At 51.4% G+C, this 25,173-nt stretch carries 22 protein-coding genes; 16 read left to right on the forward strand and 6 right to left on the reverse strand.

Annotated elements, in window-relative coordinates:
- Positions 1–115: 115 nt before the first annotated feature.
- The 14 genes from rsmH to lpxC all read left to right on the forward strand — a co-directional run bounded on the left by rsmH (position 116) and on the right by lpxC (position 16,803).
- Positions 116–1,063 (forward strand): 16S rRNA (cytosine(1402)-N(4))-methyltransferase RsmH, encoded by a 948-nt coding sequence (gene rsmH / locus MD588_RS16900; RefSeq protein WP_265698688.1) that lies wholly within the window; start codon positions 116–118, stop codon positions 1,061–1,063.
- Positions 1,060–1,380, forward strand: coding sequence for a cell division protein FtsL (gene ftsL, locus MD588_RS16905; protein WP_265698690.1), 321 nt, complete (start codon positions 1,060–1,062; stop codon positions 1,378–1,380). The genes rsmH and ftsL overlap by 4 nt, the downstream gene beginning before the upstream one ends.
- 8 nt (positions 1,381–1,388) lie before the next feature.
- Positions 1,389–3,158: a peptidoglycan glycosyltransferase FtsI gene (gene ftsI, locus MD588_RS16910; RefSeq protein ID WP_265698691.1), complete on the forward strand. Its 1,770-nt coding sequence runs from the start codon at positions 1,389–1,391 to the stop codon at positions 3,156–3,158.
- Positions 3,145–4,662: a UDP-N-acetylmuramoyl-L-alanyl-D-glutamate--2,6-diaminopimelate ligase gene (murE, locus tag MD588_RS16915; protein WP_265698692.1), complete on the forward strand. Its 1,518-nt coding sequence runs from the start codon at positions 3,145–3,147 to the stop codon at positions 4,660–4,662. The genes ftsI and murE overlap by 14 nt, the downstream gene beginning before the upstream one ends.
- Positions 4,659–6,065, forward strand: a complete 1,407-nt coding sequence (gene murF, locus MD588_RS16920) for a UDP-N-acetylmuramoyl-tripeptide--D-alanyl-D-alanine ligase (RefSeq protein ID WP_265698693.1) — start codon at positions 4,659–4,661, stop codon at positions 6,063–6,065. The genes murE and murF overlap by 4 nt, the downstream gene beginning before the upstream one ends.
- Positions 6,062–7,144, forward strand: coding sequence for a phospho-N-acetylmuramoyl-pentapeptide-transferase (gene mraY, locus MD588_RS16925; protein ID WP_265698694.1), 1,083 nt, complete (start codon positions 6,062–6,064; stop codon positions 7,142–7,144). Before murF ends, mraY begins: the two co-directional genes overlap by 4 nt.
- Positions 7,145–8,482, forward strand: coding sequence for a UDP-N-acetylmuramoyl-L-alanine--D-glutamate ligase (murD, locus tag MD588_RS16930; RefSeq protein ID WP_265698696.1), 1,338 nt, complete (start codon positions 7,145–7,147; stop codon positions 8,480–8,482).
- Complete coding sequence (ftsW, locus tag MD588_RS16935; protein WP_265698697.1) at positions 8,482–9,690, forward strand: cell division protein FtsW; 1,209 nt, start codon at positions 8,482–8,484, stop codon at positions 9,688–9,690. The genes murD and ftsW overlap by 1 nt, the downstream gene beginning before the upstream one ends.
- Positions 9,677–10,741, forward strand: a complete 1,065-nt coding sequence (gene murG, locus MD588_RS16940) for an undecaprenyldiphospho-muramoylpentapeptide beta-N-acetylglucosaminyltransferase (RefSeq protein ID WP_265698753.1) — start codon at positions 9,677–9,679, stop codon at positions 10,739–10,741. Before ftsW ends, murG begins: the two co-directional genes overlap by 14 nt.
- Positions 10,742–10,756: 15 nt before the next feature.
- Positions 10,757–12,217, forward strand: a complete 1,461-nt coding sequence (murC, locus tag MD588_RS16945; protein WP_265698698.1) for a UDP-N-acetylmuramate--L-alanine ligase — start codon at positions 10,757–10,759, stop codon at positions 12,215–12,217.
- A gap of 243 nt (positions 12,218–12,460) precedes the next feature.
- On the forward strand, positions 12,461–13,216 hold the full coding sequence (locus tag MD588_RS16950; RefSeq protein ID WP_265698699.1) for a cell division protein FtsQ/DivIB: 756 nt from the start codon (positions 12,461–12,463) through the stop codon (positions 13,214–13,216).
- A 69-nt stretch (positions 13,217–13,285) separates the two neighbouring features.
- Positions 13,286–14,542, forward strand: a complete 1,257-nt coding sequence (ftsA, locus tag MD588_RS16955; protein WP_265698700.1) for a cell division protein FtsA — start codon at positions 13,286–13,288, stop codon at positions 14,540–14,542.
- 34 nt (positions 14,543–14,576) lie between these two features.
- Positions 14,577–15,773 carry a cell division protein FtsZ gene (ftsZ, locus tag MD588_RS16960; RefSeq protein WP_265698701.1) on the forward strand — a complete coding sequence of 399 codons (1,197 nt, stop codon included), beginning with the start codon at positions 14,577–14,579 and terminating at the stop codon, positions 15,771–15,773.
- Positions 15,774–15,885: 112 nt separating this feature from the next.
- A complete protein-coding gene (lpxC, locus tag MD588_RS16965; RefSeq protein ID WP_265698702.1) occupies positions 15,886–16,803 on the forward strand; it encodes a UDP-3-O-acyl-N-acetylglucosamine deacetylase in 918 nt (305 codons plus the stop codon).
- 114 nt (positions 16,804–16,917) lie between these two features.
- Here lpxC and MD588_RS16970 read toward each other — a convergent pair whose 3' ends face one another.
- Positions 16,918–17,379: a DUF721 domain-containing protein gene (locus MD588_RS16970; protein ID WP_265698703.1), complete on the reverse strand. Its 462-nt coding sequence runs from the start codon at positions 17,377–17,379 to the stop codon at positions 16,918–16,920.
- A gap of 485 nt (positions 17,380–17,864) precedes the next feature.
- Between MD588_RS16970 and secA the strand changes: the two genes are divergently transcribed.
- Both secA and mutT read left to right on the forward strand, forming a co-directional pair.
- Positions 17,865–20,591, forward strand: coding sequence for a preprotein translocase subunit SecA (secA, locus tag MD588_RS16975; protein WP_265698704.1), 2,727 nt, complete (start codon positions 17,865–17,867; stop codon positions 20,589–20,591).
- Positions 20,592–20,780: 189 nt separating this feature from the next.
- A complete protein-coding gene (mutT, locus tag MD588_RS16980) occupies positions 20,781–21,179 on the forward strand; it encodes an 8-oxo-dGTP diphosphatase MutT (RefSeq protein WP_265698705.1) in 399 nt (132 codons plus the stop codon).
- Positions 21,180–21,287: 108 nt separating this feature from the next.
- On the opposite strand, the gene yacG is transcribed toward mutT, so the two are convergent.
- From yacG to MD588_RS17005, 5 genes are all read right to left on the reverse strand, one after another.
- Positions 21,288–21,494 (reverse strand): DNA gyrase inhibitor YacG, encoded by a 207-nt coding sequence (gene yacG, locus MD588_RS16985; RefSeq protein ID WP_265698706.1) that lies wholly within the window; start codon positions 21,492–21,494, stop codon positions 21,288–21,290.
- A gap of 8 nt (positions 21,495–21,502) precedes the next feature.
- Complete coding sequence (zapD, locus tag MD588_RS16990; protein ID WP_265698707.1) at positions 21,503–22,240, reverse strand: cell division protein ZapD; 738 nt, start codon at positions 22,238–22,240, stop codon at positions 21,503–21,505.
- A 25-nt stretch (positions 22,241–22,265) separates the two neighbouring features.
- A complete protein-coding gene (gene coaE / locus MD588_RS16995; protein WP_265698708.1) occupies positions 22,266–22,871 on the reverse strand; it encodes a dephospho-CoA kinase in 606 nt (201 codons plus the stop codon).
- Positions 22,872–22,873: 2 nt separating this feature from the next.
- Positions 22,874–23,743: a prepilin peptidase gene (locus MD588_RS17000; protein ID WP_265698709.1), complete on the reverse strand. Its 870-nt coding sequence runs from the start codon at positions 23,741–23,743 to the stop codon at positions 22,874–22,876.
- 197 nt (positions 23,744–23,940) lie between these two features.
- Positions 23,941–25,161, reverse strand: a complete 1,221-nt coding sequence (locus MD588_RS17005) for a type II secretion system F family protein (protein ID WP_265698710.1) — start codon at positions 25,159–25,161, stop codon at positions 23,941–23,943.
- Positions 25,162–25,173: the final 12 nt, after the last annotated feature.

Consider the following 25,173-nt stretch of genomic DNA (forward strand, 5'->3'; position numbering starts at 1 on the left):
CGTAATGCCATGATCTGGCAGGCAATTCCTTCTGAATACACTCTTTCAAGCTGAGGTCGCGACAGTAATATCTGGGTGTCCTTGGTGAGCTTTCACTACAGCTGAAGTTATTTTTATGTCTGAACAATTTGAGCACGTTTCCGTTTTACTCCATGAATCTGTTGACGGTCTGGCGATCAAGCCAGATGGTATCTACATCGACGGCACTTTCGGCCGTGGTGGACATAGCCGTCTAATCTTATCTCAGCTGGGTGAAAACGGCCGTCTTTACAGTATTGACCGCGACCCGCAGGCGATAGCAGAAGCGCAGACAATCGATGATCCGCGCTTTACCATCATTCACGGCCCGTTTTCCGGTATGGCTAAATACATGGAAGAGCGTGATCTGATTGGCCGTGTCGATGGGGTGCTGCTGGATCTTGGTGTATCTTCGCCGCAGCTAGATGATGCCGAGCGTGGTTTCAGCTTTATGCGTGACGGCCCGCTGGATATGCGTATGGATCCGACTTCAGGGATCTCCGCGGCGGAATGGCTGGCGGAAGCCGATGCCGATGATATTGCCTGGGTACTGAAAGAATTTGGTGAAGAGCGTTTTGCCAAGCGTATTGCCCGTGGCATCGTCGCCCACCGCGAGAACGAAGAGAAAGAGCCGTTGACGCGCACTACGCAGTTAGCGAGTCTTATTGCAGAAGTCTCCCCGTTCAGAGACAAGCACAAGCACCCGGCGACCCGCAGCTTCCAGGCGATTCGTATTTATATCAACAGTGAGCTGGAAGAGATTGATACAGCGCTGCATGGTGCGGTCAAGGTACTGGCTCCGGGCGGTCGTCTGTCTGTGATCAGTTTCCATTCATTGGAAGATCGTATGGTGAAGCGCTTTATTCGCAAGCAGAGTAAAGGACCAGAAGTGCCAGCTGGCCTGCCGTTGACCGAAGAGCAAATCAAAGCGCTGGGCTCGGCAGATTTGAAGACGGTAGGCAAGGCTATCAAGCCGTCACAGTCTGAAGTCAGCGATAACGCACGCTCGCGTAGTTCTGTGTTGCGTCTGGCTGAGCGCGTATGAGTTCGGCGCCGGAACCGTCAGAGAATTTAGCTGGTCTGATCGCACGGGATCTTGTGTCGGTCGGGCGGGCTCAGTCTGTTCTTTTGGTTCTGGTGCTTATTTCTGCCCTGGGGGTGGTACTTGTCACCCACCATTCACGCCAGCTGATCGCCCAGCAGGAGCAGTTGCTGATTGAGCGGGATCAGCTGGATATTGAGTGGCGGAATCAGATCCTTGAAGAAAACTCACTGGCGGAGCACAGCCGGATTGAGCGGTTAGCCGAGAAGGAGCTGGAAATGAAGCGTCCTTCAAGAGACAGCGAAGTCGTCGTGCAGTAATTAATTTGATGAATATATTTAAGCGCCAAAAATCAGAGAATCAGCGTCGCCAGAAAGCGCCACCGGTTTTTATCCCGTGGCGCTTTGGTGTTATATGTGGTTGCGTCGTGTTGGCCTTGGGGGCCCTGATTGGGCGGGCTGCCTATATTCAGGTGCTAGAGCCCGGAAAACTGATCCAGGAAGGCGATATGCGCTCGCTGCGTGTCAAAGCAATGCCTTCTGCCCGTGGTATTATCTCCGATCGCAATGATGAACAGCTGGCGGTCAGCGTGCCGGTACAGGCCGTCTGGGCCGATCCTGTCCAAATCTATAAAAATGGTGGTATCCAGGTTCAGGAGCGCTGGTTTGCGCTGGCTGATGTCCTCGGTCTCGACCGCCAGAAATTACTCTCCCGCCTTGAGAAGAACAAAAAGCGTCGTTTTATCTACCTCCAGCGCCAGGTCAGTCCGGCAATGGCGGCGTATGTCAATAAACTAAAATTACCGGGGATTGGTCTGAAAGACGAATCCCGTCGTTTTTATCCTGCTGGTGAAGTCAGTGCCCACCTGATCGGAGTAACCGGTATCGACAGCCATGGCCTTGAAGGGGTCGAGCGTACTTATGACGGTTGGCTGACCGGCGAGCCGGGGCGCCGGACGGTACGCAAAGACCGTTATGGCCGGGTGGTTGAGAATATTTCCCTTAAGAAGCGTGAGCCGGGCCAGCCGCTGACTCTGAGTATCGACCAGCGTTTGCAGGCCGTCGCCTACCGGGCGGTCAAGCAGGCCGTGGCTGATTATCAGGCCACCTCGGCCACTGTCGTGATGGTCGATGTCCGTACCGGCGAGATCCTGGCGATGGTCAATGCGCCTTCTTATAACCCAAACAACCGTAACCAGCTCCAGAGTTTCAGGATGCGTAATCGCTCAATCACCGATGCGATGGAACCGGGTTCGACGATCAAGCCGTTTGTGGTGTTGGCTGCGATGGAAAACGGTGTGGCCGATGAAGAAACCATTATCGATACCGGCAATGGCCTGATGCAGATAGGCGGTAGCCGGGTGCGTGATGTGTCCCGGGTCGGTAAGGCCAATCTGGCGAAGATCCTTCAGAAGTCCAGTAACATCGGGGTTAGTAAGCTCTCTTTGGCGATGCCGATAGATGCCGTGCTGGGTATGTACAGCAGTGTCGGCTTAGGCGACGCCTCGGGGATCAACTTGATCGGTGAGGCACAGGGCTTTTTCCCTGACCGTCGCCGTTGGTCGGATTTCGAGCGGGCAACGCTGGCGTTTGGCTACGGTATTTCCGTCACCCCGATTCAGCTGGTACGTGCCTATGCCACCCTTGGTGCCATGGGCGTGAGCCGTCCGCTATCGATTTTGAAAACTGAAGAAGTGGTTCCGGGGCGCCAGGTTGTTTCTACAGAAAATACCCGCAAGTTACTGAACATGTTAGAGATGGTGACCGGCAAAGGAGGGAGTGCCAAGCGTGCTGCCGTGCCGGGCTACCGGGTCGGGGCGAAGACGGGTACCGCCAAGAAGGCCGCTGCCGGCGGATACAGTGATGAATATATTGCGATGACGGCTGGCCTGGCACCAATCAGCAACCCTCGCCTGGCGATGGTTGTGGTGGTGAACGAACCACAGGGCGATAAATATTATGGCGGTGCCATTGCAGCGCCAATTTTCTCTGAAGTGATGGAAAGTGCACTCCAGATTTTGAACGTTCCGCCAGATGCCGGAACGAATGAACAGTTAAATATCGTACATAACAGAGGCAATGCGCATGCCGGTACCTAAACAGAATAATAAAGTGGGAGCATTGCTGTCTCCGTGGATCGTGGCAACAGCTTTGCCTGCTGGGCTTGCTGATATCCAATTGACCGGCCTGACCTTAGACAGCCGTCAGATACGTGGCGGTGAGATGTTTGTGGCTGTAAAGGGCCATACCGTTGATGGTCGCCGCTTTATTCCTACCGCGATAGAATCCGGTGCCGCAGTGATCCTTGCCGAGGCCGAAGGGGTTGCAGAGCACGGTGAAGTAGCCTGTCAGGACGGTACTTTTATTATTTACCTTCGCGAGTTGGGGCTGTTGCTGTCGGCTATTGCCAGCCGTTTTTACGACCAGCCGGATCAGTCGCTTAAACTGGTGGCAGTCACTGGTACCAATGGCAAAACGACCATCAGCCAACTGCTGGCCCAGTGGGCCGAGCAGCTGGGTTACCGGGCAGGTGTGATGGGCACCACCGGAAACGGCTTGTTGCAACAGTTGCAGCCGGCAGTGAATACCACTGGTAGCGCAATTGAAATCCAGCAGGTATTGGCCGATCTGGTCAGTGACGGCGCCGACTTTGCGGCGATGGAGGTTTCCTCCCATGGCTTGGTTCAGGGACGAGTGAAAGCGTTGAATTTTGCCGCCAGTATCTTTACCAACCTGAGCCGAGATCATCTGGACTACCATGGCGACATGGCCAATTATGCCGAAGCTAAAAAAATCTTGTTTACCGAACATCAGGCCGGGATGGCGGTCATCAATGCCGACGATGCTGTTGGTCGCGACTGGTTGGTTTCCCTGCCGGATGCAGTTGCCGTTGCCTGTGAACAGTCATCCCTGAGCCAGCACCAAGGTCGCAGGCTATGGCTGGAGCAGGTGGAATACAGCACTCAGGGCGTTACCGTCCGTTTTGACTCGTCATGGGGGGCTGGACAGTTCACCGCGCCGCTGGTCGGGTCGTTTAATGTCATGAACCTGCTGTTGGCGTTGGCGACTCTGTTGGCCACAGGACACTCTCTGTCTCAGCTGATTGAGACGGCACCCAAGCTACAAGCCGTAATTGGCAGAATGGAAGTTTTTCAAAAGCCTGACAAACCTATGATGGTTGTTGACTATGCTCATACCCCCGATGCGCTGGAGAAAGCGCTGCAGGCATTGCGAGTGCACTGCACCGGCAAACTGTGGTGCATCTTTGGCTGCGGCGGTGATCGCGATAACGGCAAGCGGCCGATGATGGCCGAAATTGCCGAGCACCTCGCTGATCGGGTCATTTTGACTGACGATAACCCACGTAGTGAAGACCCGGCATTGATTGTTGCCGATATGCTGGCTGGCTTGAAAAAGCCGGAATCAGCCGTGGTGTTACATGACCGCAGAGAAGCCTGTAAGTGGGCACTAACTCAAGCTGGCGAGGACGATATTGTGCTGGTGGCAGGTAAGGGACATGAGGATTATCAAATCCTGGCAGATCGTACGATTCATTACTCTGACCGAGAAACCGTTCAGGCATTACTGGAGAAAAGCGCATGATTGAAGTTCAGCTTTCACAATTAGCTGATGTTTTACAGGCTGAACTGGTTGGATGTGATACCGTGATAGCCGAGGTATCGACGGATACTCGCAAGATTGCGGCTCAGACACTGTTTATTGCCCTGAAAGGTGAGCGTTTCGATGCCCATGACTTCTGTCAGGATGCGAAGGATAATGGTGCCGCGGCGTTGCTGGTAAGCAAGCACTTACCGGTTGCGCTACCGCAACTGATCGTTAAGGACACCCGTTTGGCTCTGGGGCAATTAGGTGCTTGGCTCAAAGCCCAGATGGAGCAGAAACACGGCTTGAAAACCCTGGCCCTGACAGGCAGTTGTGGCAAAACCACGGTCAAGGAGATGGCGGCGGCCATTCTGGGGCAAAAAGGCCCGGTGCTGGCGACTGCGGGTAACTTCAACAACGATATCGGTGTGCCATTGACCTTGCTGCGCCTTGAGCCGAACCACGAGTATGCGGTTATCGAGCTTGGGGCTAACCATCAGCAGGAAATCTCTTATACGACTTCGCTGGTAAAACCGCAGGTGGCGCTGATCAACAACTTGGCTGCGGCGCATCTTGAAGGTTTCGGCTCGCTGCAAGGAGTGGCTAAGGCCAAGGGCGAAATTTTTGAAGGCCTTGCTCCCGTCGAAGAGTGTGCGGATACCAAGGCAACGGCAATTATCAACCTTGACTCAAATGAGTTGTCAATGTGGCAGCCGTTGCTAACAGGGCACCGACTAATTACCTTTTCTGCGACTCAATCAACGGCTGACTTCTCAGCAAGTGACATATTTATTAACAGTCAGGGCCGTGCTTGTTTTACAATGCGCACCCCCGACGGTGATACGCCGGTTACGTTGACGCTGCCTGGTGCCCATAATGTTGCAAATGCGCTGGCGGCAGCGGCGTTGAGCATGGCAATGGGGGCGACGCTGGAGCAGGTCAAAAATGGTCTCGAGCTGGTTGAGAATGTTAAAGGGCGGGTAGACATCACTTTGCCACGAGACGGACTCCGCCTGATTGATGATACCTACAATGCCAGTGTGGCCTCGGTGAAGGCTGCGATTGATCTGCTTGCCACTTTTGCAGGTCAGCGCTGGTTTGTGCTTGGTGATATGGCAGAGCTTGGCGATGACAGTGCAGCGTTGCACCGAGAAGTGGCAGAGTATGCCAGAAATAAAAAACTGGATCGGGTGCTGACATATGGCCAGGCCAGTGCCGTGGTCAGTGAAATGAATCACGGCCAACATTTTGATGATAAATCAGCGTTGATCCAATTGCTTATGGAACAACTTAGTCATCAGCAACTTAATTCACAAAACACAGAGGTTACAGTGTTGGCAAAGGGGGCTCGTAGTTCCCGCATGGAAGACGTTATTGCCGCACTGCAGGAAAACACACAATGATTTACTGGTTAGCTGACTTATTAGAGTCCACGTTCCCTTTTTTCCGCCTGTTTGAATACTTGACGTTTCGCGCAATCATCAGCGTATTAACAGCACTGCTGCTTTCCCTCTGGATGGGACCACGCCTTATTGCCCGCCTGCAATTGCTGCAGATTGGTCAGGTGGTTCGTCATGACGGTCCGGAATCGCACTTCAGCAAGCGTGGTACGCCGACGATGGGCGGGATCATGATCCTGGCTTCGATCGCCATTACTGTTTTGCTATGGGCTGATCTCTCGAACCCTTATGTCTGGGCGGTACTGACGGTGATGCTGGGTTATGGCGCGGTCGGTTTTGTCGATGACTACCGCAAAGTGGTGCGCAAGAATACTGATGGCCTTATTGCCCGCTGGAAGTACTTCTGGCAGTCAGTGATTGCTCTTGGCGTTGCCTTTGCCCTGTATGTACACGGTCAGGATACTGCCGCCACGCAATTGGTCGTTCCGTTCTTCAAGGACGTGATGCCGCAGCTTGGCTTGTTCTATATCGTATTTACCTATTTTGTGATTGTGGGTACCAGCAACGCGGTGAACCTGACAGATGGCCTGGACGGTCTGGCTATCATGCCGACGGTGATGGTTGCTGCGGGGATGGCATTTATTGCCTGGGCGACAGGTAACGTCAACTTTGCGAACTATCTGCACATTCCTTATTTGAAAGATGCCAGTGAACTGGTGGTGGTCTGTACCGCGATTGTCGGTGCCGGCCTTGGCTTCCTGTGGTTCAATACCTACCCGGCTCAAGTCTTTATGGGCGATGTGGGTTCACTGGCACTTGGTGGCGCGCTGGGTACGATTGCCGTACTGGTTCGCCAGGAGCTGCTGCTGGTGATCATGGGCGGTGTCTTCGTGATGGAGACGGTTTCGGTGATCCTGCAGGTCGGTTCGTACAAACTGCGTGGTCAGCGTATTTTCCGTATGGCACCAATCCACCACCATTATGAGCTGAAAGGCTGGCCTGAACCTCGAGTAATTGTTCGTTTCTGGATCATTACTCTGATGCTGGTACTGATTGCACTGGCAACCCTGAAGGTACGTTAAATGAATGGCTTAGACGGTGTGAGAAAGGTTGTGGTGATAGGTCTGGGGATGACCGGGCTATCGGTGGTCAATCACCTGTTACGCCAACCTGACGAGTTTGAGATTAAAGTCATTGATACCCGTCCGACACCGCCTGGCCGGGATGAACTACCGTCACAGGTTAAGCTATGCAGTGGCCAGTGGAATATGGACTGGTTGCTGGCGGCAGATTTAATTGTTGCCAGCCCCGGGGTGGCACTAGCGACCCCAGAGCTGGTGGTGGCGAAGCAGGCTGGCATTGAGATTGTCGGTGATATTGAGCTGTTTGCGCGCGCGGTGACCAAGCCGGTCGTCGCCATAACGGGCTCCAATGGCAAGAGCACGGTTACCAGCCTGGTCGGCGAAATGGCCAAAGAGGCCGGGATTAATGTTGGCGTTGGTGGCAACATTGGTTTTGCGGCATTGGATATGCTGGCACAGGATCATGAGCTTTATGTCCTCGAGCTGTCTAGCTTTCAGTTGGAAACAACCTCTTCACTGCAGCTGAAAGCGGCGGTGTACCTGAACCTTTCTGAAGATCACATGGATCGCTACAGCGGGCTGGATGATTACAGCCAGGCCAAGATGCGGATCTTCAACCACACCGAACTGGCTGTGTTTAATCGTGACGATCTGGCTACCCGTCCGGCATCCTGCCCCTCGGCAATGACCAGTTTCGGTTTCGATTCGGCTGAATATGGGCTAGTGAACCACGAGGGCGAAGAGTTTCTCGCGATTGAGCAGCAACCGTTGATGGCCACCCGTGACATAGCTTTGGTCGGGCGCCATAACGTGGCCAACAGCTTGGCGGCACTGGCTTTGGCTGATGCCGTTAATATCGACCGTTCGGCGGCCTGCCGCGCGCTTAGACGCTATAACGGGCTGGCGCACCGCTGCCAGTTGGTGGCTAACCATCAGGACGTACGATGGGTTAATGATTCTAAGGCGACTAACCTTGCCAGTACCTTGGCGGCTCTGAAAGGCTTGAACTTATCCGGCAAACTGCATCTATTGGTCGGCGGTGACGGCAAAGGCGCCGATTTTTCTGAACTTAGGCCGGTATTAGCTGACTTAAATGTACAGCTGTACTGTTATGGCCGGGATGCCCATCTCTTCGCATCACTGGTCGACCATCCGTTATCAGTCGAGACCATGGAGCAGGCAATGATAATAGCGGCAGACACGGCACAGGCCGGCGATATGGTTTTATTGTCACCGGCATGTGCCAGCTTTGACCAGTTTCCCAACTTTATGGCGCGTGGTGATGCTTTTGTGACGCTGGCCACTGAGCTGCAATACAAAGTCTCCGGAGCAAGCTGATGCTGGAGCAGTTCAAAGAAGGCTGTACCTCGGTCAGTGAGTGGTTAACCCGCCCGGCGGCGCCGTGTATGTATGATCGCCAGCTGGTGTGGATTGCTCTGGCGCTGATGGTAACCGGGCTGGTGATGGTGACATCGGCCTCGGTACCGGTTGCAACCCGTTTGACCGACATGCCGTTTTACTTTGCGCTGCGCCATGGCTTCTTTTTGGTTTGCTCGTTGGTGATAGCAAGCTTCGTCGTACAAATTCCGTTATCTCGCTGGCGTCAGTTGAGCGTGCCGATGCTGCTGGCTTCGATGCTGTTGCTGGTGGCGGTATTGGTGGTGGGGCGTTCGGTGAACGGTGCTGCACGCTGGATCCCACTGGGCATCTTTAACCTACAGCCGGCAGAAGTAGCCAAGCTATCATTGTTTATCTTTCTGGCCGGGTATCTGGTTCGTCAGTATTCCCAGGTAAGGGAAAGTTTTTTTGGTTTTCTTAAGCCATTGGTCGTCTTGTCGATTCTGGCCGCTCTGCTACTGCAGCAGCCGGATCTGGGCTCGTTCGTTGTAATGTTCGTGACGACCGTCGGTATGCTGTTTATTGCCGGTGCCAAGCTGTGGCAGTTTTTGGCGATGCTGGCGATGGCGTTTCTCGGTATTGGCCTGCTGATTGTCTTTGAGCCCTACCGTCTCCGCCGGGTTACATCGTTTATGGATCCGTGGGAAGACCCTTTCGGTAGTGGCTACCAGCTGACACAGTCTCTGATGGCGTTTGGCCGTGGCGACTGGCTGGGACAGGGACTTGGGAACTCAATCCAGAAGCTTGAATATTTACCGGAAGCGCATACTGACTTTGTGTTTGCGGTGCTGGCCGAAGAGGTGGGGCTAATCGGAGTAACCGTAGTGTTGCTGCTGATTTTTTCCTTGGTATTCAAGGCATTGTTTATTGGTCGAAAATGCCTGCAGACTGGCCAATTGTTTGGCGGTTTTCTGGCATTTGGCTTTGGTTTCTGGTTTGCCTTCCAAACGCTGGTTAATGTCGGTGCGGCAGCAGGACTGGTACCGACCAAAGGCCTGACCTTGCCCCTGATTAGTTACGGTGGCTCTAGTTTATTTATCATGGCAACGGCGGTTGCCATATTGATACGGATTGATCATGAACAGCGGCTTGCTGCCAAGTATGGCCCTGCAGAAGAAGTAGATGACAACGACAATGAACAAGAATAAACGCTTGCTGGTGATGGCCGGTGGTACCGGAGGCCATGTGTTTCCAGGCCTAGCCGTGGCCAAAAAACTGCAGCAGGAAGGCTGGGAGATTCGCTGGCTGGGGACTGCTGACCGGATGGAAGCCGAACTGGTACCGAAGCACGGTATTGAGATCGATTTTATCAAAGTGAAGGGCCTGCGCGGTCAAGGAATCGCGCGCCTGTTGGCAGCACCGTTCAAGATCGTTGGTGCGATCATGCAGGCGCGACGCTATATCAAGGCCTGGCAGCCTGATGTCGTTCTGGGTATGGGCGGCTATGTCAGCGGACCGGGTGGTGTTGCTGCCTGGCTGTCAGGTGTACCGGTGGTATTGCATGAGCAAAATGCCGTTGCCGGCCTGACAAACCAGTGGTTATCACGTATTGCCGCAAAAGTTCTGCAGGCTTTTCCTGGCGCATTTACAGGAAAAGAAGTCGTGGGTAACCCGGTACGTCAGGATGTCACTGTACTGCCGGCACCGAATGAGCGTTTTGCCGATCGCCAGGGGCCGACCCGTGTCCTTGTGATGGGGGGCAGCCAAGGTGCCCGTATCTTGAACCAGACTATGCCGGAAGTCGCGGGTATTCTTGGTGATAAGGTGACGATCTGGCATCAGGCCGGCAAGGGCGGCCAGACAATGACCGAACAGGCTTATCAGTCAAATTGCCAAGTGAGTCATAAGGTGACGGAATTTATTGATGATGTCGCCGAAGCCTACGCCTGGGCTGATATTGTGGTATGTCGTTCGGGAGCCCTGACGGTTTCTGAACTTTCTGCGGCAGGCCTTGGCGCCATATTTATTCCGTTTATGCACAAAGATCGCCAGCAGGCATTGAATGCCGATCACCTGGTGCAGTGCGGGGCGGCAAAAATGATAGAGCAGATGGATTTAACGGCTGCTGGCTTGGCACAAGAGTTAAACCAATTAGACCGTAATGCGCTGACAGCAATGGCTGTTGCCGCGCGAGAAGCCGCAATTGTTGATGCTGATGCCAGAGTGGCATCAGTGATTAAATCGCTGGCAAAGAATTAAGTTGAGAACAGAGTGATGAGTAAACTGGATAACCAGCAATTAGCAAAAATTAGAACCATGGTGCCAGAGATGCGCCGCGTTGAGCGTATTCACTTTGTTGGGATCGGCGGTGCCGGAATGAGTGGTATTGCCGAGGTGTTAGTGAACGAAGGCTACTGTATCAGTGGTTCAGATCTTGCCCCTAATGCTGTGACGGAACGCCTGACCGAGAAAGGTGCAGAAATTTTCTTCGGCCATGCCGCCAGTAATGTCGAGGGTGCAAGTGTCGTGGTTGTGTCTACTGCCATTGCCGCAGAGAACCCAGAATTGCTTGCCGCACGCGAAATGCGTATCCCGGTTGTTCGCCGGGCAGAAATGCTGGCCGAACTGATGCGCTACCGTCACGGTATTGCTATTGCCGGTACGCACGGCAAAACCACGACAACGGCACTGACGACCCAGATTTATTCTGAAGCCGGCCTGGATCCAACATTCGTCAACGGTGGCCTGGTGAAGAGTGCCGGTACTAATGCCCGCCTGGGCTCAAGCCGTTATTTGATTGCCGAAGCCGATGAAAGTGATGCATCCTTCCTGCACCTGCAGCCAATGGTGTGTGTGGTCACTAACATTGAAGCCGATCATATGGAGACATATGGCGGTGATTTCGAAGTTCTGAAACAGACTTTTATCGACTTCCTGCACAACTTGCCTTTCTACGGCCTGGCCGTGATGTGCATTGATGATCCCGTGGTTCGTGAACTGCTACCCAGAATTGGCCGCCAGGTGATCACTTACGGTTTCTCTGAAGATGCTGATGTGCGCCTTGTTGGGTATAATCAGCATGGCCAGCAGGGACATTTTACTATCCTGCGTCAGGGTAAACCTGCATTGGATATCAAGTTGAATATCCCAGGCAAGCACAATGCCCTTAACGCGACAGCAGCGGTAGCCGTGGCGACCGAAGAAGGGGTTGAAGACGAGGCTATTATCCGTGCTCTGGCTGAATTCCAGGGAACGGGGCGCCGCTTTGATCATTTGGGCGAGTTTGAAACGGGCAACGGAACGGTAATGCTGGTGGATGATTACGGCCATCACCCGAGTGAAGTGGACGTAACTATTAAAGCGGCCCGTGCCGGATGGGATGATAAGCGCTTGGTAATGGTATTCCAGCCGCACCGTTACAGCCGTACCCGTGACTTATATGACGACTTTGCCAATGTACTGGAACAGGTTGATGTGTTGGTGATGCTGGATGTCTATGCTGCCGGGGAGACGCCGATAGCAGGGGCCGATGGCCGCTCACTTTGCCGCACAATCCGTGGACGCGGCAAGATCGATCCGATTTTTGTGCCTAACAGTGATGCATTGCCGGCTGCATTGGCAAATATTATCCAGAATGATGATTTAGTTCTGACTCAAGGAGCCGGCGATGTTGGTAAAATTGCCCGCCAACTAGCTGAAATGGAGCTGAATGTAGTAGAAATGCGCGGAAATTAGCCTTCTTGCGATGAATGGTGATAAAATGGCTCGAATATTGCATTCTTTTTAAGCGGCAAAATATGTGTGATATTGCCATTTATCGGGCTTTGATCTCAGGATATGTAAGTAATGCTCTAACAATAGTTGGAGAGCAACGGGTTGGTCGGTATAATCGATCAACTTTGCGCATTACTCGCTGATTTTTCCAAAAGTCGGTCATTACTACCAGTTTTGCTAAGCAGGTAAGGGCAAAGAGACAATATGGCTGATGCAGTCTTAAAAAGATTACCCCTGCCACCTTCAGTTACGACAGGTAACTGGGGGGGATTGGCATTTTTTCTTTTTGTTATTGGTTTTGTCGCATGGTTATTCAGTGCCGCGATAAACTGGATGACAGACGCCAACAGATTACCGTTGTCGCAATTGGTTATTCAGGGAAAACTGGATTACCTCAGTACTAATGATGTTCGCCAGGGAATATTGCAGCTCGATCAGCTAGGAAGCTTCATGACCCAGGATGTCGATCAGATCCAACTGGCACTTGAAGCCTTGCCTTGGGTTGCCCATGCATCAGTACGTAAACAATGGCCTGACTCCATTAAGGTCTTTCTGGTTGAACATCAGCCTGCGGCGATTTGGAACCAGCAGTTTCTGGTGAATACCGAAGGCGCGGTATTTGAAGCACCGGCGGAGCAGGTAAAAGATTTAGGTTTGGTCGAGCTAGCTGGGCCAGACGGCAATAGTCAGGAAGCCCTGACTGCGTTGCATGAAATGCAACCAAGATTACAGCTTGCGGGGTTCGAAATTGCTACGCTAGCAGTTAATGAACGTCGAGCCTGGCGAGTCTGGTTAACAAATGGAATTCGACTCGAGTTGGGTCGAGAAGCCCGAATGGAGCGACTAGAACGCTTTATCGGGTTATATCCTGAATTAGAGCAGCAAGGAAAAGCCATAGAGTACGTAGACTTGCGCTACGACACCGGGGCTGCTGTGGGTTGGAAAGTGGTTCAAGAATAATACTTGCCAAGCACTCGTCTGATTTATAAGACATTGTTTGTTTGAGTATAACTATAAGAGCGTGCGCTAATGACGAAGGCGGCAGATAAAAAACTCATAGTGGGCCTGGATATCGGCACTTCCAAAGTTTGTGCTTTGGTTGGAGAGGTGCTGCCTGATGGCAATGTAAATGTCATTGGTGTTGGCAGCAGCCCTTCACGGGGAATGGATAAAGGCGGAGTCAACGATCTTGAGTCCGTGGTTAAGTCGGTTCAGCGTGCCGTAGATCAGGCTGAATTAATGGCCGACTGCCAGATTTCCTCTGTGTTTTTGTCGTTATCTGGCAAACATATACGTTGCCAAACAGAAAAAGGCATGGTGCCTATTTCTGACAAAGAGGTGACGCAGGATGACGTTGATAATGTTATCCATACAGCGAAATCCGTAAAAATTAGCGATGAACACCGAACTTTACATGTAATTCCTCAGGAATTTGCTATTGATTATCAAGAGGGAATTAAAAATCCCGTTGGTTTATCAGGCGTTCGCATGGAAGCTAGTGTTCATTTGATCACATGTCACAATGATATGGCACGCAATATCGTTAAGGCGGTTGAGCGTTGCGGGCTGAAGGTCGATCACCTGATTTTTTCAGGGTTGGCGGCTAGCCATGCTGTCCTGACTGCCGACGAGCGCGAACTGGGTGTTTGCGTGGTCGATATCGGTGGCGGCACCATGGATTTAGCGGTCTGGAGTGGTGGAGCCCTGCGCCATGCCGAAGTGATCCCGTATGCCGGCAATGTTGTGACCAGTGATATTGCCTATGCCTTCGGTACTCCTCCAGGGGATGCCGAAGAAATTAAAGTTAAATATGGCTGTGCGCTGAGTGAGCTCGTGAGCAAAGATGCGAAAGTCGATGTACCAAGTGTCGGTGGTCGCCCGTCTCGCAGCCTGCAGAGCCAAACTTTGGCAGAAGTGATAGAACCCCGCTACAGTGAACTGTTGGGGCTGGTTAATCAGAAACTGCTTGAAATACAAGAACAACTGCGTGATGCGGGTGTAAAACATCATTTAGCGGCGGGCATTGTCCTCACTGGCGGTGCCGCACAAATGGAAGGATTGATTGAGTGTGCCGAGCGCGTTTTTCGCAATCAGGTACGGATCGGACAACCATTAGAGCTAAGCGGACTGACCGACTACGTTCAGGCCCCGCATTATGCGACTGCAGTAGGTTTACTGCATTACGGAAAGGACAGTCAGACATTTGACGACAGTGAACTGGAGCCGAAACGTTCGGTGTCCGGAATCTTCACTAAAATCAGTGGCTGGCTAAGAAAAGAATTTTAAAACCTGATGCGAACAGGATAAACGGAGAGAACAAATGTTTGAACCGATGATGGAAATGTCTGATGAAGCGGTAATTAAGGTCATTGGCGTTGGCGGCGGCGGCGGTAATGCTGTCGATCACATGGTACGTGAATCTATTGAAGGCGTTGAGTTCATCAGTGTTAACACCGATGCACAGGCGCTTCGTAAAAGCAGTGTAAGTACAGTGATCCAGATCGGTGGTGATATCACTAAAGGTCTGGGTGCGGGTGCGAACCCTCAAGTGGGTCGTGACTCGGCGCTGGAAGATCGTGAAGCGATTAAATCGGAGCTGCAGGGATCGGATATGATCTTTATTGCAGCTGGCATGGGCGGCGGTACCGGTACTGGTGCGGCGCCAATCATTGCTGAAGTAGCGAAAGAGCTAGGTATTCTTACTGTGGCGGTGGTGACTAAGCCATTTAGCTTCGAAGGTAAGAAGCGTATGGCTTTTGCTGAGCAGGGCATCGAGGAGCTTTCTAAGCACGTTGACTCCCTAATCACAATTCCAAACGAGAAACTGCTGAAAGTTCTTGGCCGTGGTATTACGTTGCTGGACGCATTTGCCAAGGCAAATGATGTTCTGAAAAATGCGGTGCAGGGTATTGCCGAGCTGATCACCCGTCCGGGTATGATTAACGTCGACTTTGCCGACGTACGTACTGTGATGTCTGAAATGGGTCATGCCATGATGGGCAGCGGTGTTGCTACTGGTGACGATCGCGCTGAGGAAGCTGCTGAAATGGCTATCTCTAGCCCGCTGCTGGAAGATATCGATCTAGCGGGTGCTCGTGGTGTTCTGGTTAACATCACTGCTGGTCTGGATATGCGTCTTGATGAGTTTGAAACTGTGGGTAACACAGTGAAAGCCTTTGCATCGGATAACGCGACAGTGGTTATCGGTACCTCTCTGGATCCAGAGATGACTGATGAGCTGCGTGTAACAGTGGTTGCAACGGGTATCGGCAAAGAAAGCAAGCCGGATATCACGCTGGTAACAACATCGAAGCCTGTTCAGGCGGTTGCTCAGGAAAAACCGGCTGCAGCAGCTCCAGCTGTCGAAGAATCTAAACCTGCGCCGTTAACTCAGCAAGCTCCAGCTGCTGATACCAACGTACAGCAGTCAGCTTCTTCTGCTGCAGCGAAGTCCAAGCCTCAGGCTGACCACGACTACCTTGATATTCCAGCATTTTTACGTAAGCAAGCTGACTAGCGAATGTAATCTATTGGGTTATTATTTAAGAAGTGGTATGATATCTGTCCAATTGCCTTGCGATTGCGAGGTAATGGGCCGATGTATTGGCGAATAATAGTTGAGAGAGCAGATGATTAGACAACGTACACTAAAAAGCATTGTGCAAACGACTGGGGTGGGACTTCACTCTGGCCGTAAAGTGACGCTTATTCTACGTCCTGCAGCCGCAAATACCGGTGTGATCTATCGTCGTACGGATTTAAATCCACCTGTAGACTTTCCTGCAGATGCAGACTCTGTGCGTGATACCATGCTGTGTACCGCCCTTGTTAACGAGGCCGGTGTGCGAATCTCGACTGTTGAGCACCTAAATGCAGCTTTGGCAGGTATGGGCATCGATAACGTGATTATCGAAGTTGACGCACCGGAAATTCCGATTATGGATGGTAGTGCCAGCCCGTTTATTTACCTGCTGCAGTCTGCCGGTATTGATACCCTGAATGCACCTAAGCGTTTCTTGCGTATCAAAAAAACTGTTCGCGTTGAAGATGGTGACAAATGGGCTGAGCTACGTCCATATAACGGATTCCGCCTAGATTTCGCTATCGATTTTAATCACCCGGCGATTGAATCAGAGCAGCAGCGTTTGGTGTTGGATTTTTCCAGCCAGTCATTTGTCAAAGATATTAGCCGTGCCCGTACTTTCGGCTTTATGCGTGATATCGAGTACCTACAGTCACAGAACCTGTGTCTGGGTGGTAGCTTTGATAACGCCATTGTTCTCGATGACTACCGTATCCTGAATGATGACGGTCTGCGTTTCGACAATGAGCTTGTGACACACAAGGTACTGGATGCGATTGGCGACCTGTACATGTGTGGCCATAATATTATCGGCGAAATGTGTGCCTTTAAATCGGGTCACGCCCTGAACAACAAACTGCTACGTGCAGTATTGGCAGATCAGGAAGCTTATGAGTGGTCGACCTTCGAGGAAGAGCACGAAGTACCGGTTACCTTTGCCCAGCCAGGCATGGTACTCGCCTAAGCAAAATGCAGAATTAAAAAACGCCGGACTCTGTCCGGCGTTTTTGTATCTGGCTTTTTTCGTTGTTACTGTTATAGGGGGCGGGTAATCTTCCCCTAATATGCTTTCTGTGTTTTACCTTTCTCGCCTTTTTGCGGCCAGGGCTGCCAGCCGTTCCAACCTGGCTTTGACTTTATCCGGCGCATCTTTGGCAGTGGTCAGTAAATACTGGGCGGCCAGGGGGGAAATCGGTTTCTGGACGATATCCGGTACTTTTTCTTTCTGCTCTCTCTCGACCGCGGCCAGTGCCGGGTTGATCTTCACTTCAATGTTTGTCAGTTGCGGCAGAAGCTTTTCTCTTAATTTTCGGGTTAGGTTATTGCGTTCGTAGTTGAGCCGCATCGACCAGGCGGCCGATGCTGTTTCGATGATTAATACACCCTGACGATAGTTACTGACCCGGCAGTGCTGCGCACATGCTAAATGCTCTTTGACCGCCTTGTTGAGCTTACTGAGTGCGATGGCACGTTGCTGGATATTTCCCAGCTTGCTGTCATCAAGTAGGCTAGCAGTTGTTTGGGGGCGATGATCGCGCATTACACTGTCCTAATTAGGGGCTTAGTTCTAATTTTTCGAATATGAAAAGCAAGTCACCTGCTTTTATCATAGGCGGCTTGGTTAATATGTCTTATTATACCAAGTCTGCAGGGGGCAAGTTAGTAATAGCTTGCTTTCCTGTGGCAATGGCATGAATGCCAGGCTGCCGATGGCAGCAATCGTCGGTAAGACGTCGATCCTGAGCAACATATTAGTATTGTTTTCATATCTCCCTTGAAATTGACACCGGTTGCCACAATATCATTTACAACCATTGTTTTTCGTGTCGGCTTCTGTTGCCATACATTGTGGCGGATTCAGACGGGACAGGGATGATAATGCCTAACAGAATAATTATCTGACCTATCAGTTAGATTGGAAAGGCTCAGATAATTGTTCAGCTGGGTATACTCCCGGTATGAAACTCAGATTAAGCGATTCAGCCATTACTGAAGCTGAAATAACAAAGAGAAAACGGCATAGCCATGTTATCAAAACTACTGACCAAAGTTATCGGTAGCCGTAACGACCGCACTTTGCGTCGTTTGCGTAAAATTGTTGACCAAATCAACAAGCTAGAACCTCAATTCGAAAGCCTTCAAGACGAAGAGCTGAAAGCCAAGACCGTTGAATTCCGTGAGCGTTTGGAGCAGGGTGAAGACCTAGATCAGCTTCTGCCTGAAGCGTTCGCAACCGTCCGTGAAGCATCCAAGCGTGTCTTTGGCATGCGTCACTTCGACGTTCAGTTGATTGGTGGTATGGTGCTGAATGACTGCCAGATCGCCGAGATGCGTACTGGTGAGGGTAAAACCCTGACAGCAACGCTACCAGCCTACCTGAATGCCCTGACAGGCAAAGGCGTTCACATTGTTACGGTGAACGACTACCTGGCTGCACGTGATGCCGAAACAAACCGCCCATTATTTGAATTCCTTGGTATGACTGTCGGTGTGAACGTACCGAACATGCCACCGCAGGCGAAGAAAGAAGCTTATGCGGCCGATATTCTTTACGGAACCAACAACGAATTCGGTTTCGATTACCTGCGCGATAACATGGCGTTCCGTCCGGAAGACCGAGTTCAGCGTGAGCGTTTCTTTGCAGTAGTCGATGAGGTGGATTCCATCCTTATCGATGAAGCCCGTACTCCGTTGATTATCTCCGGTCCGGCTGAAGATAGCTCTGAGCTGTATATCAAGATCAATAAGCTGATCCCTGAACTGGTGAAGCAGGATCAGGAAGACAGCGAAGAGTACCGAGGCGAAGGTCACTATACGGTTGACGAGAAATCTAAGCAGGCCCACCTGACTGAAAACGGTCAGGAGTATGTGGAAGAGCTACTGAAAAAAACAGGCATGATGGAAGAGGACGATACCCTGTACTCGCCTGCTAACATCAGTCTGCTGCACCACGTCCATGCGGCTCTGCGCGCCCATGTATTGTTTGAGCGTGATGTTGATTACATCGTCAAAGATGACGAAGTGATCATCGTTGATGAGCATACCGGCCGTACTATGCCGGGACGTCGCTGGTCTGAAGGTCTTCACCAGGCTGTTGAAGCCAAAGAAGGCGTGAAGATCCAGAACGAGAACCAGACGCTGGCATCGATTACGTTCCAGAACTACTTCCGCCTGTACAGCAAACTATCGGGTATGACAGGTACTGCGGATACCGAAGCATTTGAATTCCAGTCTATCTACGGCCTGGAAACGGTTGTTCTGCCAACCAATAAGCCAATGATCCGTGATGATATGGGTGATTTGGTTTACATGACTGAGCTTGAGAAGTTCGCGGCAATCAGCGAAGACATCAGAGAGCGTGTGGCCAAAGGCCAGCCGGTCTTGGTGGGTACGGTTTCGATTGAAAAGTCAGAGCTGCTGTCTAATGCGCTTAAGAAGCAAGGCATCAAGCACCAGGTTCTGAATGCGAAGTTCCACGAAAAAGAAGCCGATATTGTTGCCGAGGCGGGTCAGTCTGGTGCCGTTACGATTGCAACCAATATGGCAGGCCGTGGTACCGATATCGTATTGGGTGGTTCTTGGCAGAGCGAAATCGCTAAGATTGACAACCCGACGGATGACCAGGTTGCAGCAATCAAAGCGAAATGGAAAGAAAACCATGATGCCGTTCTGGCAGCCGGTGGTTTGCATATCATTGGTACCGAGCGTCACGAATCCCGTCGTATCGATAACCAGTTACGTGGTCGTTCGGGTCGTCAGGGTGATGCCGGTTCTTCTCGCTTCTACCTATCAATGGAAGATGGCCTGATGCGTATCTTCGCCTCTGATCGTGTGTCGAACATGATGAAGAAGCTGGGTATGGAAGAAGGCGAAGCGATCGAGCATCCATGGGTAACCAAAGCAATTGAGAATGCCCAGCGTAAGGTAGAAGGCCGTAACTTCGATATTCGTAAGCAGCTGCTTGAGTTTGATGACGTTGCCAATGACCAGCGTAAGGTGGTTTACGAGCTACGTGACGAGCTGATGAACGCTGAAGATATCAGCGAGATGATCGAGCAGAACCGCGAAGATGTTCTACAAGCGATGATTGATGGCTATATTCCGCCACAATCACTGGAAGAGATGTGGGATGTTCCAGCCCTGGAAGAGCGTCTGAAAACCGACTTCGATATGGAGCTACCGATCCAGGAATGGTTGGATAGCGAAGAGAAGCTGTACGAAGAAGCTCTGCGTGAGCGCATCGTCAACAAAGCTGTTGAAATTTACCGTCAGAAAGAAGAAGTGGTCGGTGCAACCGTGCTGCGTAACTTCGAGAAAACGGTGATGCTGCAGAACCTGGATACGCTGTGGAAAGAGCACTTGGCAGCAATGGATCACCTGCGTCAGGGCATCCACCTGCGTGGCTATGCACAGAAGAACCCGAAACAGGAATACAAGCGCGAGTCGTTTGAACTGTTTGAAGGTATGCTGGAAAGCCTGAAATCTGATGTGATTGCGATCTTGAGTAAGGTTCGTGTTCAGCAGCAGGAAGAGGTCGAGCGTCTTGAAGAAGAGCGTCGTCGTCAGGCGGAAGAGTTAGCTCGTCGCCAGCAGTTCCAGCACCAGAATGCAGAAAGCCAGATTGCTGATGAGAGCAAGGAAAGTGAAGAAAGTACTCCTTTCCAGCGTGAAGAGCGCAAAGTTGGCCGAAACGAGCCTTGCCCATGTGGCTCTGGTAAGAAATACAAACAGTGTCACGGTAAGATCAGTTAATTGATCCGCCGAAGGACAGTTTGATACAGTAAAAAGGCCGCGCAAGCGGCCTTTTGTTTGAAAAAAATAAAAATGAGAAACCTGTGATACCAAACCCACTAACCATATGAATACCTAGTAATTAATTGGATTAGTGTAGCGGTAGGCTTTCTCGATACAAGCAACTCGATACGGATAGTAGGCATCAGTTTGGAAAAGAAACAAGTTTGGATCTCGGCGGGGATCATCCTCAATGCTCAGCAGGATAAAGTTTTTATTACCCAGCGTGCTGCCAAAGCCCATAAGGGCGGTTTTTGGGAGTTTGCCGGTGGCAAGGTTGAAAGTGGTGAAACGGCGGAGCAGGCTGTGATCCGGGAGTTAGATGAAGAAGTCGGTATTCAAGCAACAGAGCTGGAGCATTTTATTGCCCTAGAGCATGATTATCCGGAAAAAGCACTCAAGTTTGACTTCTTCCTGGTGAAAGGCTTTGAGGGCGAAGCCTACGGCAAAGAAGGGCAACCAGGCGAGTGGGTGAAACTGGGTGAGTTGGCTAACTACGAGTTCCCTGAAGCCAATGATGTGGTGCTGGAAAAGCTGATGGGGCTGTAAAACAGAACCTTGAAATAGATCCTAGATCCTAGATCCTAGATCCTAGTTCCTAGAGGGGAGGGAGACGGTTTCTTCCTTGGATCCAGGAACTAGGTGCTTGTACCTTCCTTAGTACCCCATATCTTCCGACCAGCCGTCGGAGTCCGACATATCGGGTGCGCCGGGGATCGCTTTCTCTTCCTCAGCCCACTCGCCAAGATCAATCAGCTGGCAGCGCTTTGAGCAGAAAGGACGGAACGGGCTTTTTTCGCTCCACTCGACGTTGTCTTTGCAGGTCGGGCATTTAACCACAGTTGGCGTTGTTGGTTGTGTCACGATAAACCTCAGCAGATAGCTAGCTTGAATTCAATCGCATCCGCAATGCTCGCACCTTCTTCAAAGGGAAGAAAGCGTATGGCAAAGCGACTGCGGTGGCCCGATATCATAGGATATACACCATGGGTTGGGCAAATTTCTAGCCGTAGCAGGCAGGCATCTTCTGCGTCATGCTGGAAAAAACCGCACCGGGCTATCTGCGGCTGGTACTGGCCCGACTCGCGGGTAAAGCGCAGCCACAGATTGAGTGCCTCGGTGAGTTCCGCCAGCTGCTTTAGCCAGTTAGCCATGTCATTTTGCTTGTGTGCCAGTGGTAAATGGAGCCAGTGGTGCAAAGTCGGAAGATCAAAGCAGCAGCTGCCACCCGGGATAGAAAAGCGTTGTTTGATACCACTGAGGAAACGGTCTTCGCGGATCTCCTGGCCAAGGCGGTTGGCGGTGATCAGTTGATGGTGAGCCAAATCCATATTATCGAGAATACTTAGCAGGGCAGACTGATCGACCCCCTCGATATTGAGCCAGCTTTTCAGCTTGGTTCGTTGTTTATCGAGATCCTTTGCCAGTTCTGATTTAACCTGGATCTGATCCAAAATCTCCAGAAGATCAAATAAGGCACGGAAGAAGATCTGATGTTGCCACTGATCGCTTAGCTGGCTGGCATGAGTCATCTGCCGGATCAAATACTCAAGACGTAAATAAATACGTACTTTTTCATTTAGCGGATGTTCAAAGCGGTTTGTCTGCATACTCGTATTATCCGACGTTAACTCGTTACTGATTGTGAAGGCTCATTGCTACATATTGTTGATGTAAGGTGGCGACTTCAGATTGAAGTGCGGCACTGTCACCATTGTTGGTGATCACATCATCGGCTGCGGCTAATCGCTCCTCACGCGAGGCTTGTGCTGCAAGGATCTTTTTCACGTGTTCGGCATTGACCTTGTCACGCTGCTGGGTACGGGCGATCTGTACCTCTTCATCCACATCGATGACTAAAAGGCGGTCGGTCATGGTTTGCAAATTATTCTCGACCATCAGCGGGATCACCAGCAAGCAGTAAGGCGATTTTGCCTTTTGGATATCGGCTTGCATTTTCTCCCTGATCATCGGGTGGAGCAGCGCATTTAGCCAATCTTTCAAGCTGTTATCATTGAAAATTGCTTGTCTTAGCTTACTGCGGTTGAGGCTACCATCTGTCAGTAGGATGTCAGAACCCAATTTGTCGATAATCGCATTCAGTCCCGGCGTGCCGGGTTCTACCACTTCTCGGGCAACGATATCGGCATCAATAATATCAATGTTAAATTGGGCAAACAGATCAGCAACGGTGGTTTTGCCACTGCCGATGCCGCCGGTTAGCCCGACAACCATGGTCATACTTACAGTCCTAGATAAGAAGTCAGATACCAGTCCAAGATCGGCTCGCCCCATAGAATGCTAATCCAGCCAGCCATAGCAAGGTAGGGGCCAAAAGAAAACGGAGTTTGTGAATCTGAACTTTGCATACGCAACATGATGATGCCACAAATTGCACCGACCAAGGAAGACAGGAGCACGACAAAAGGCAGCAATTGCCAGCCTAACCAAGCACCTAGCGCCGCCAGCAGCTTGAAATCACCATAGCCCATACCTTCTTTGCCGGTCAGTAGCTTAAAACACCAGTAAACGCTCCACAGTGATAGATAGCCGGCGATGGTGCCGATGATGGAGTCGGTCAGGGAGACCGGCCCCCAGCCGAGCAGGGCAATAAAAATGCCAGCCCACATCAGCGGCAGGGTGATTTGATCCGGCAGCAGCATCTTGTCGATGTCGATAAAGGTCAGGGCAATTAATGCAAAGCTGAAGAAGATCACTGCAATTGCCCACTCGGATGCCGGCAATACTATAGCGACTGTTGTGGCAACAGTGGCAGTAAACAGCTCTACCGCAGGATAGCGGGCACTGATCTTGGCCTGACAGGAACTGCAACGGCCTTTTAATACTAGCCAGCTAAAAACCGGGATATTTTCCCAGATGCGGATTTTATGCTGGCAGTGCGGACAGCGTGAACGCGGCACGCTGAGGTTGAAGGTCTGTTCGTTTTCGACAGTGCCAAATTCCGGGAAGCACTCGACACACTCAGACTTCCATTGCCGCTCCATCATGATTGGCAGGCGGTAAATTACGACATTGAGGAAACTGCCGATAAGCAGCCCGAAAATGGCGGCAAAAGCAGGAAAAAGCCAGGGATAGTAAGTCAGCAGTTCCATGAAAAACATCTCATATTAGTTGTTACGGCTATTGTAGGGGAATCTAGCAGCAGATCCTAGGGAAGAGCGGATGCGAGTTCCTGGAACCTAGCTCCTTGAGGAAGAGCTATACATGCCGTGTATCTTCATTTTATCTGTAAAATCTAGAGCCTTGAACCTAGCCCTGCTTTTCCTAGGCTCTAGGAACTAGCCCCTCTTCAACCAATCACACTCATTAGTTTGAAGATTGGCATGTACATCGCGACCAGCAGACCGCCGATCAATCCGCCGAGGACAATGATGATCAGTGGTTCAAGGATCTTGCCGAGGTTATCGACGGTATTGTCGACATCATTTTCATACAGGGTAGCCATTTTGTTAAGCATATCATCCAGTGAGCCGGATTCTTCACCGATCATGGTCATCTGCAACATTAATTCAGGGAACACATCGCTCTGGCGCAGGGCGATATGCAGCGGCATACCTGCAGCGGTACTGCTGTGAGCTTCTTCAATCGCCAGTTCAATGTGGCTGTTGCCTGCGGTTTTACCGGCCGATTGCAGGCCGTTCAACAATGGAATACCGGCACTGAAGGTGGTGGCGAGAGTACGGGAGAAACGGGCAACCGTGGCCTTGAGCAGCACACTGCCAATAATTGGCAGCTTGAGATTGAAGCGATGTATCGCCAGTTTGAAGTTCGATGATTTTTTGTAGCTATAGCTGGCCAAAAACAGTGTTGTTATCAGGGCGAGAGCCAGATAGGGGCCGTTGTTGATCATAAAATCCGAGGCCTTGAGTACCTGACGGGTAAACCATGGTAGCTCGGCGCCAAAGCTGCTGAAAATACTGGCGAACTGGGGGATCACAAAGATCAGCATCATGATGGTGACACCAATTGCGGTGAGAGTCACCATGCTCGGGTAGATCATTGCCTTGATCACCTTCTTGCGCATCGTCTCGTTTTTTTCGCGGTAAGTGGCGATACGCTCGAACACTTGGCCTAAATGACCCGTTTGCTCACCAGTCGAGACCAGATCACAGTAGAAGTTATCAAATAGCGGCGAGCTGGTACGAAGGGCTTTGGATAGCGAGGCGCCGGCCTCGACCTGAGTCGTTACCTGCGACAGTATTGCCCGGGCCTCGGCTTTGTGGTGGCTGTCTGCCATCAGCTTCAAGGCCTGTACCACCGGTACTCCCGAGGCAATCATGGTTGCCAGCTGACGGGTTACCGCGGTGACATCTGTCGGCTTCATTTGGTTTTTTAGTTTGCTGAATGTCGACGGCTTGCGGCGTTTAATTTTTTTTACCTGGATCATCTGCTCACTGAGCTTGGCGCGAACTTCCTGCTCCTGATAACCGAGGGTAATGCCGTTGATTTTCTTCCCGGCCTGATTGACACCACGCCAGTGGTAATAACGAATTTTACTGGCCTGGGCCATAACGTTTCCTTT

Source organism: Photobacterium obscurum, from assembly GCF_026191635.1.
Classification (GTDB): Bacteria; Pseudomonadota; Gammaproteobacteria; order Enterobacterales; family Vibrionaceae; genus Photobacterium; species Photobacterium obscurum.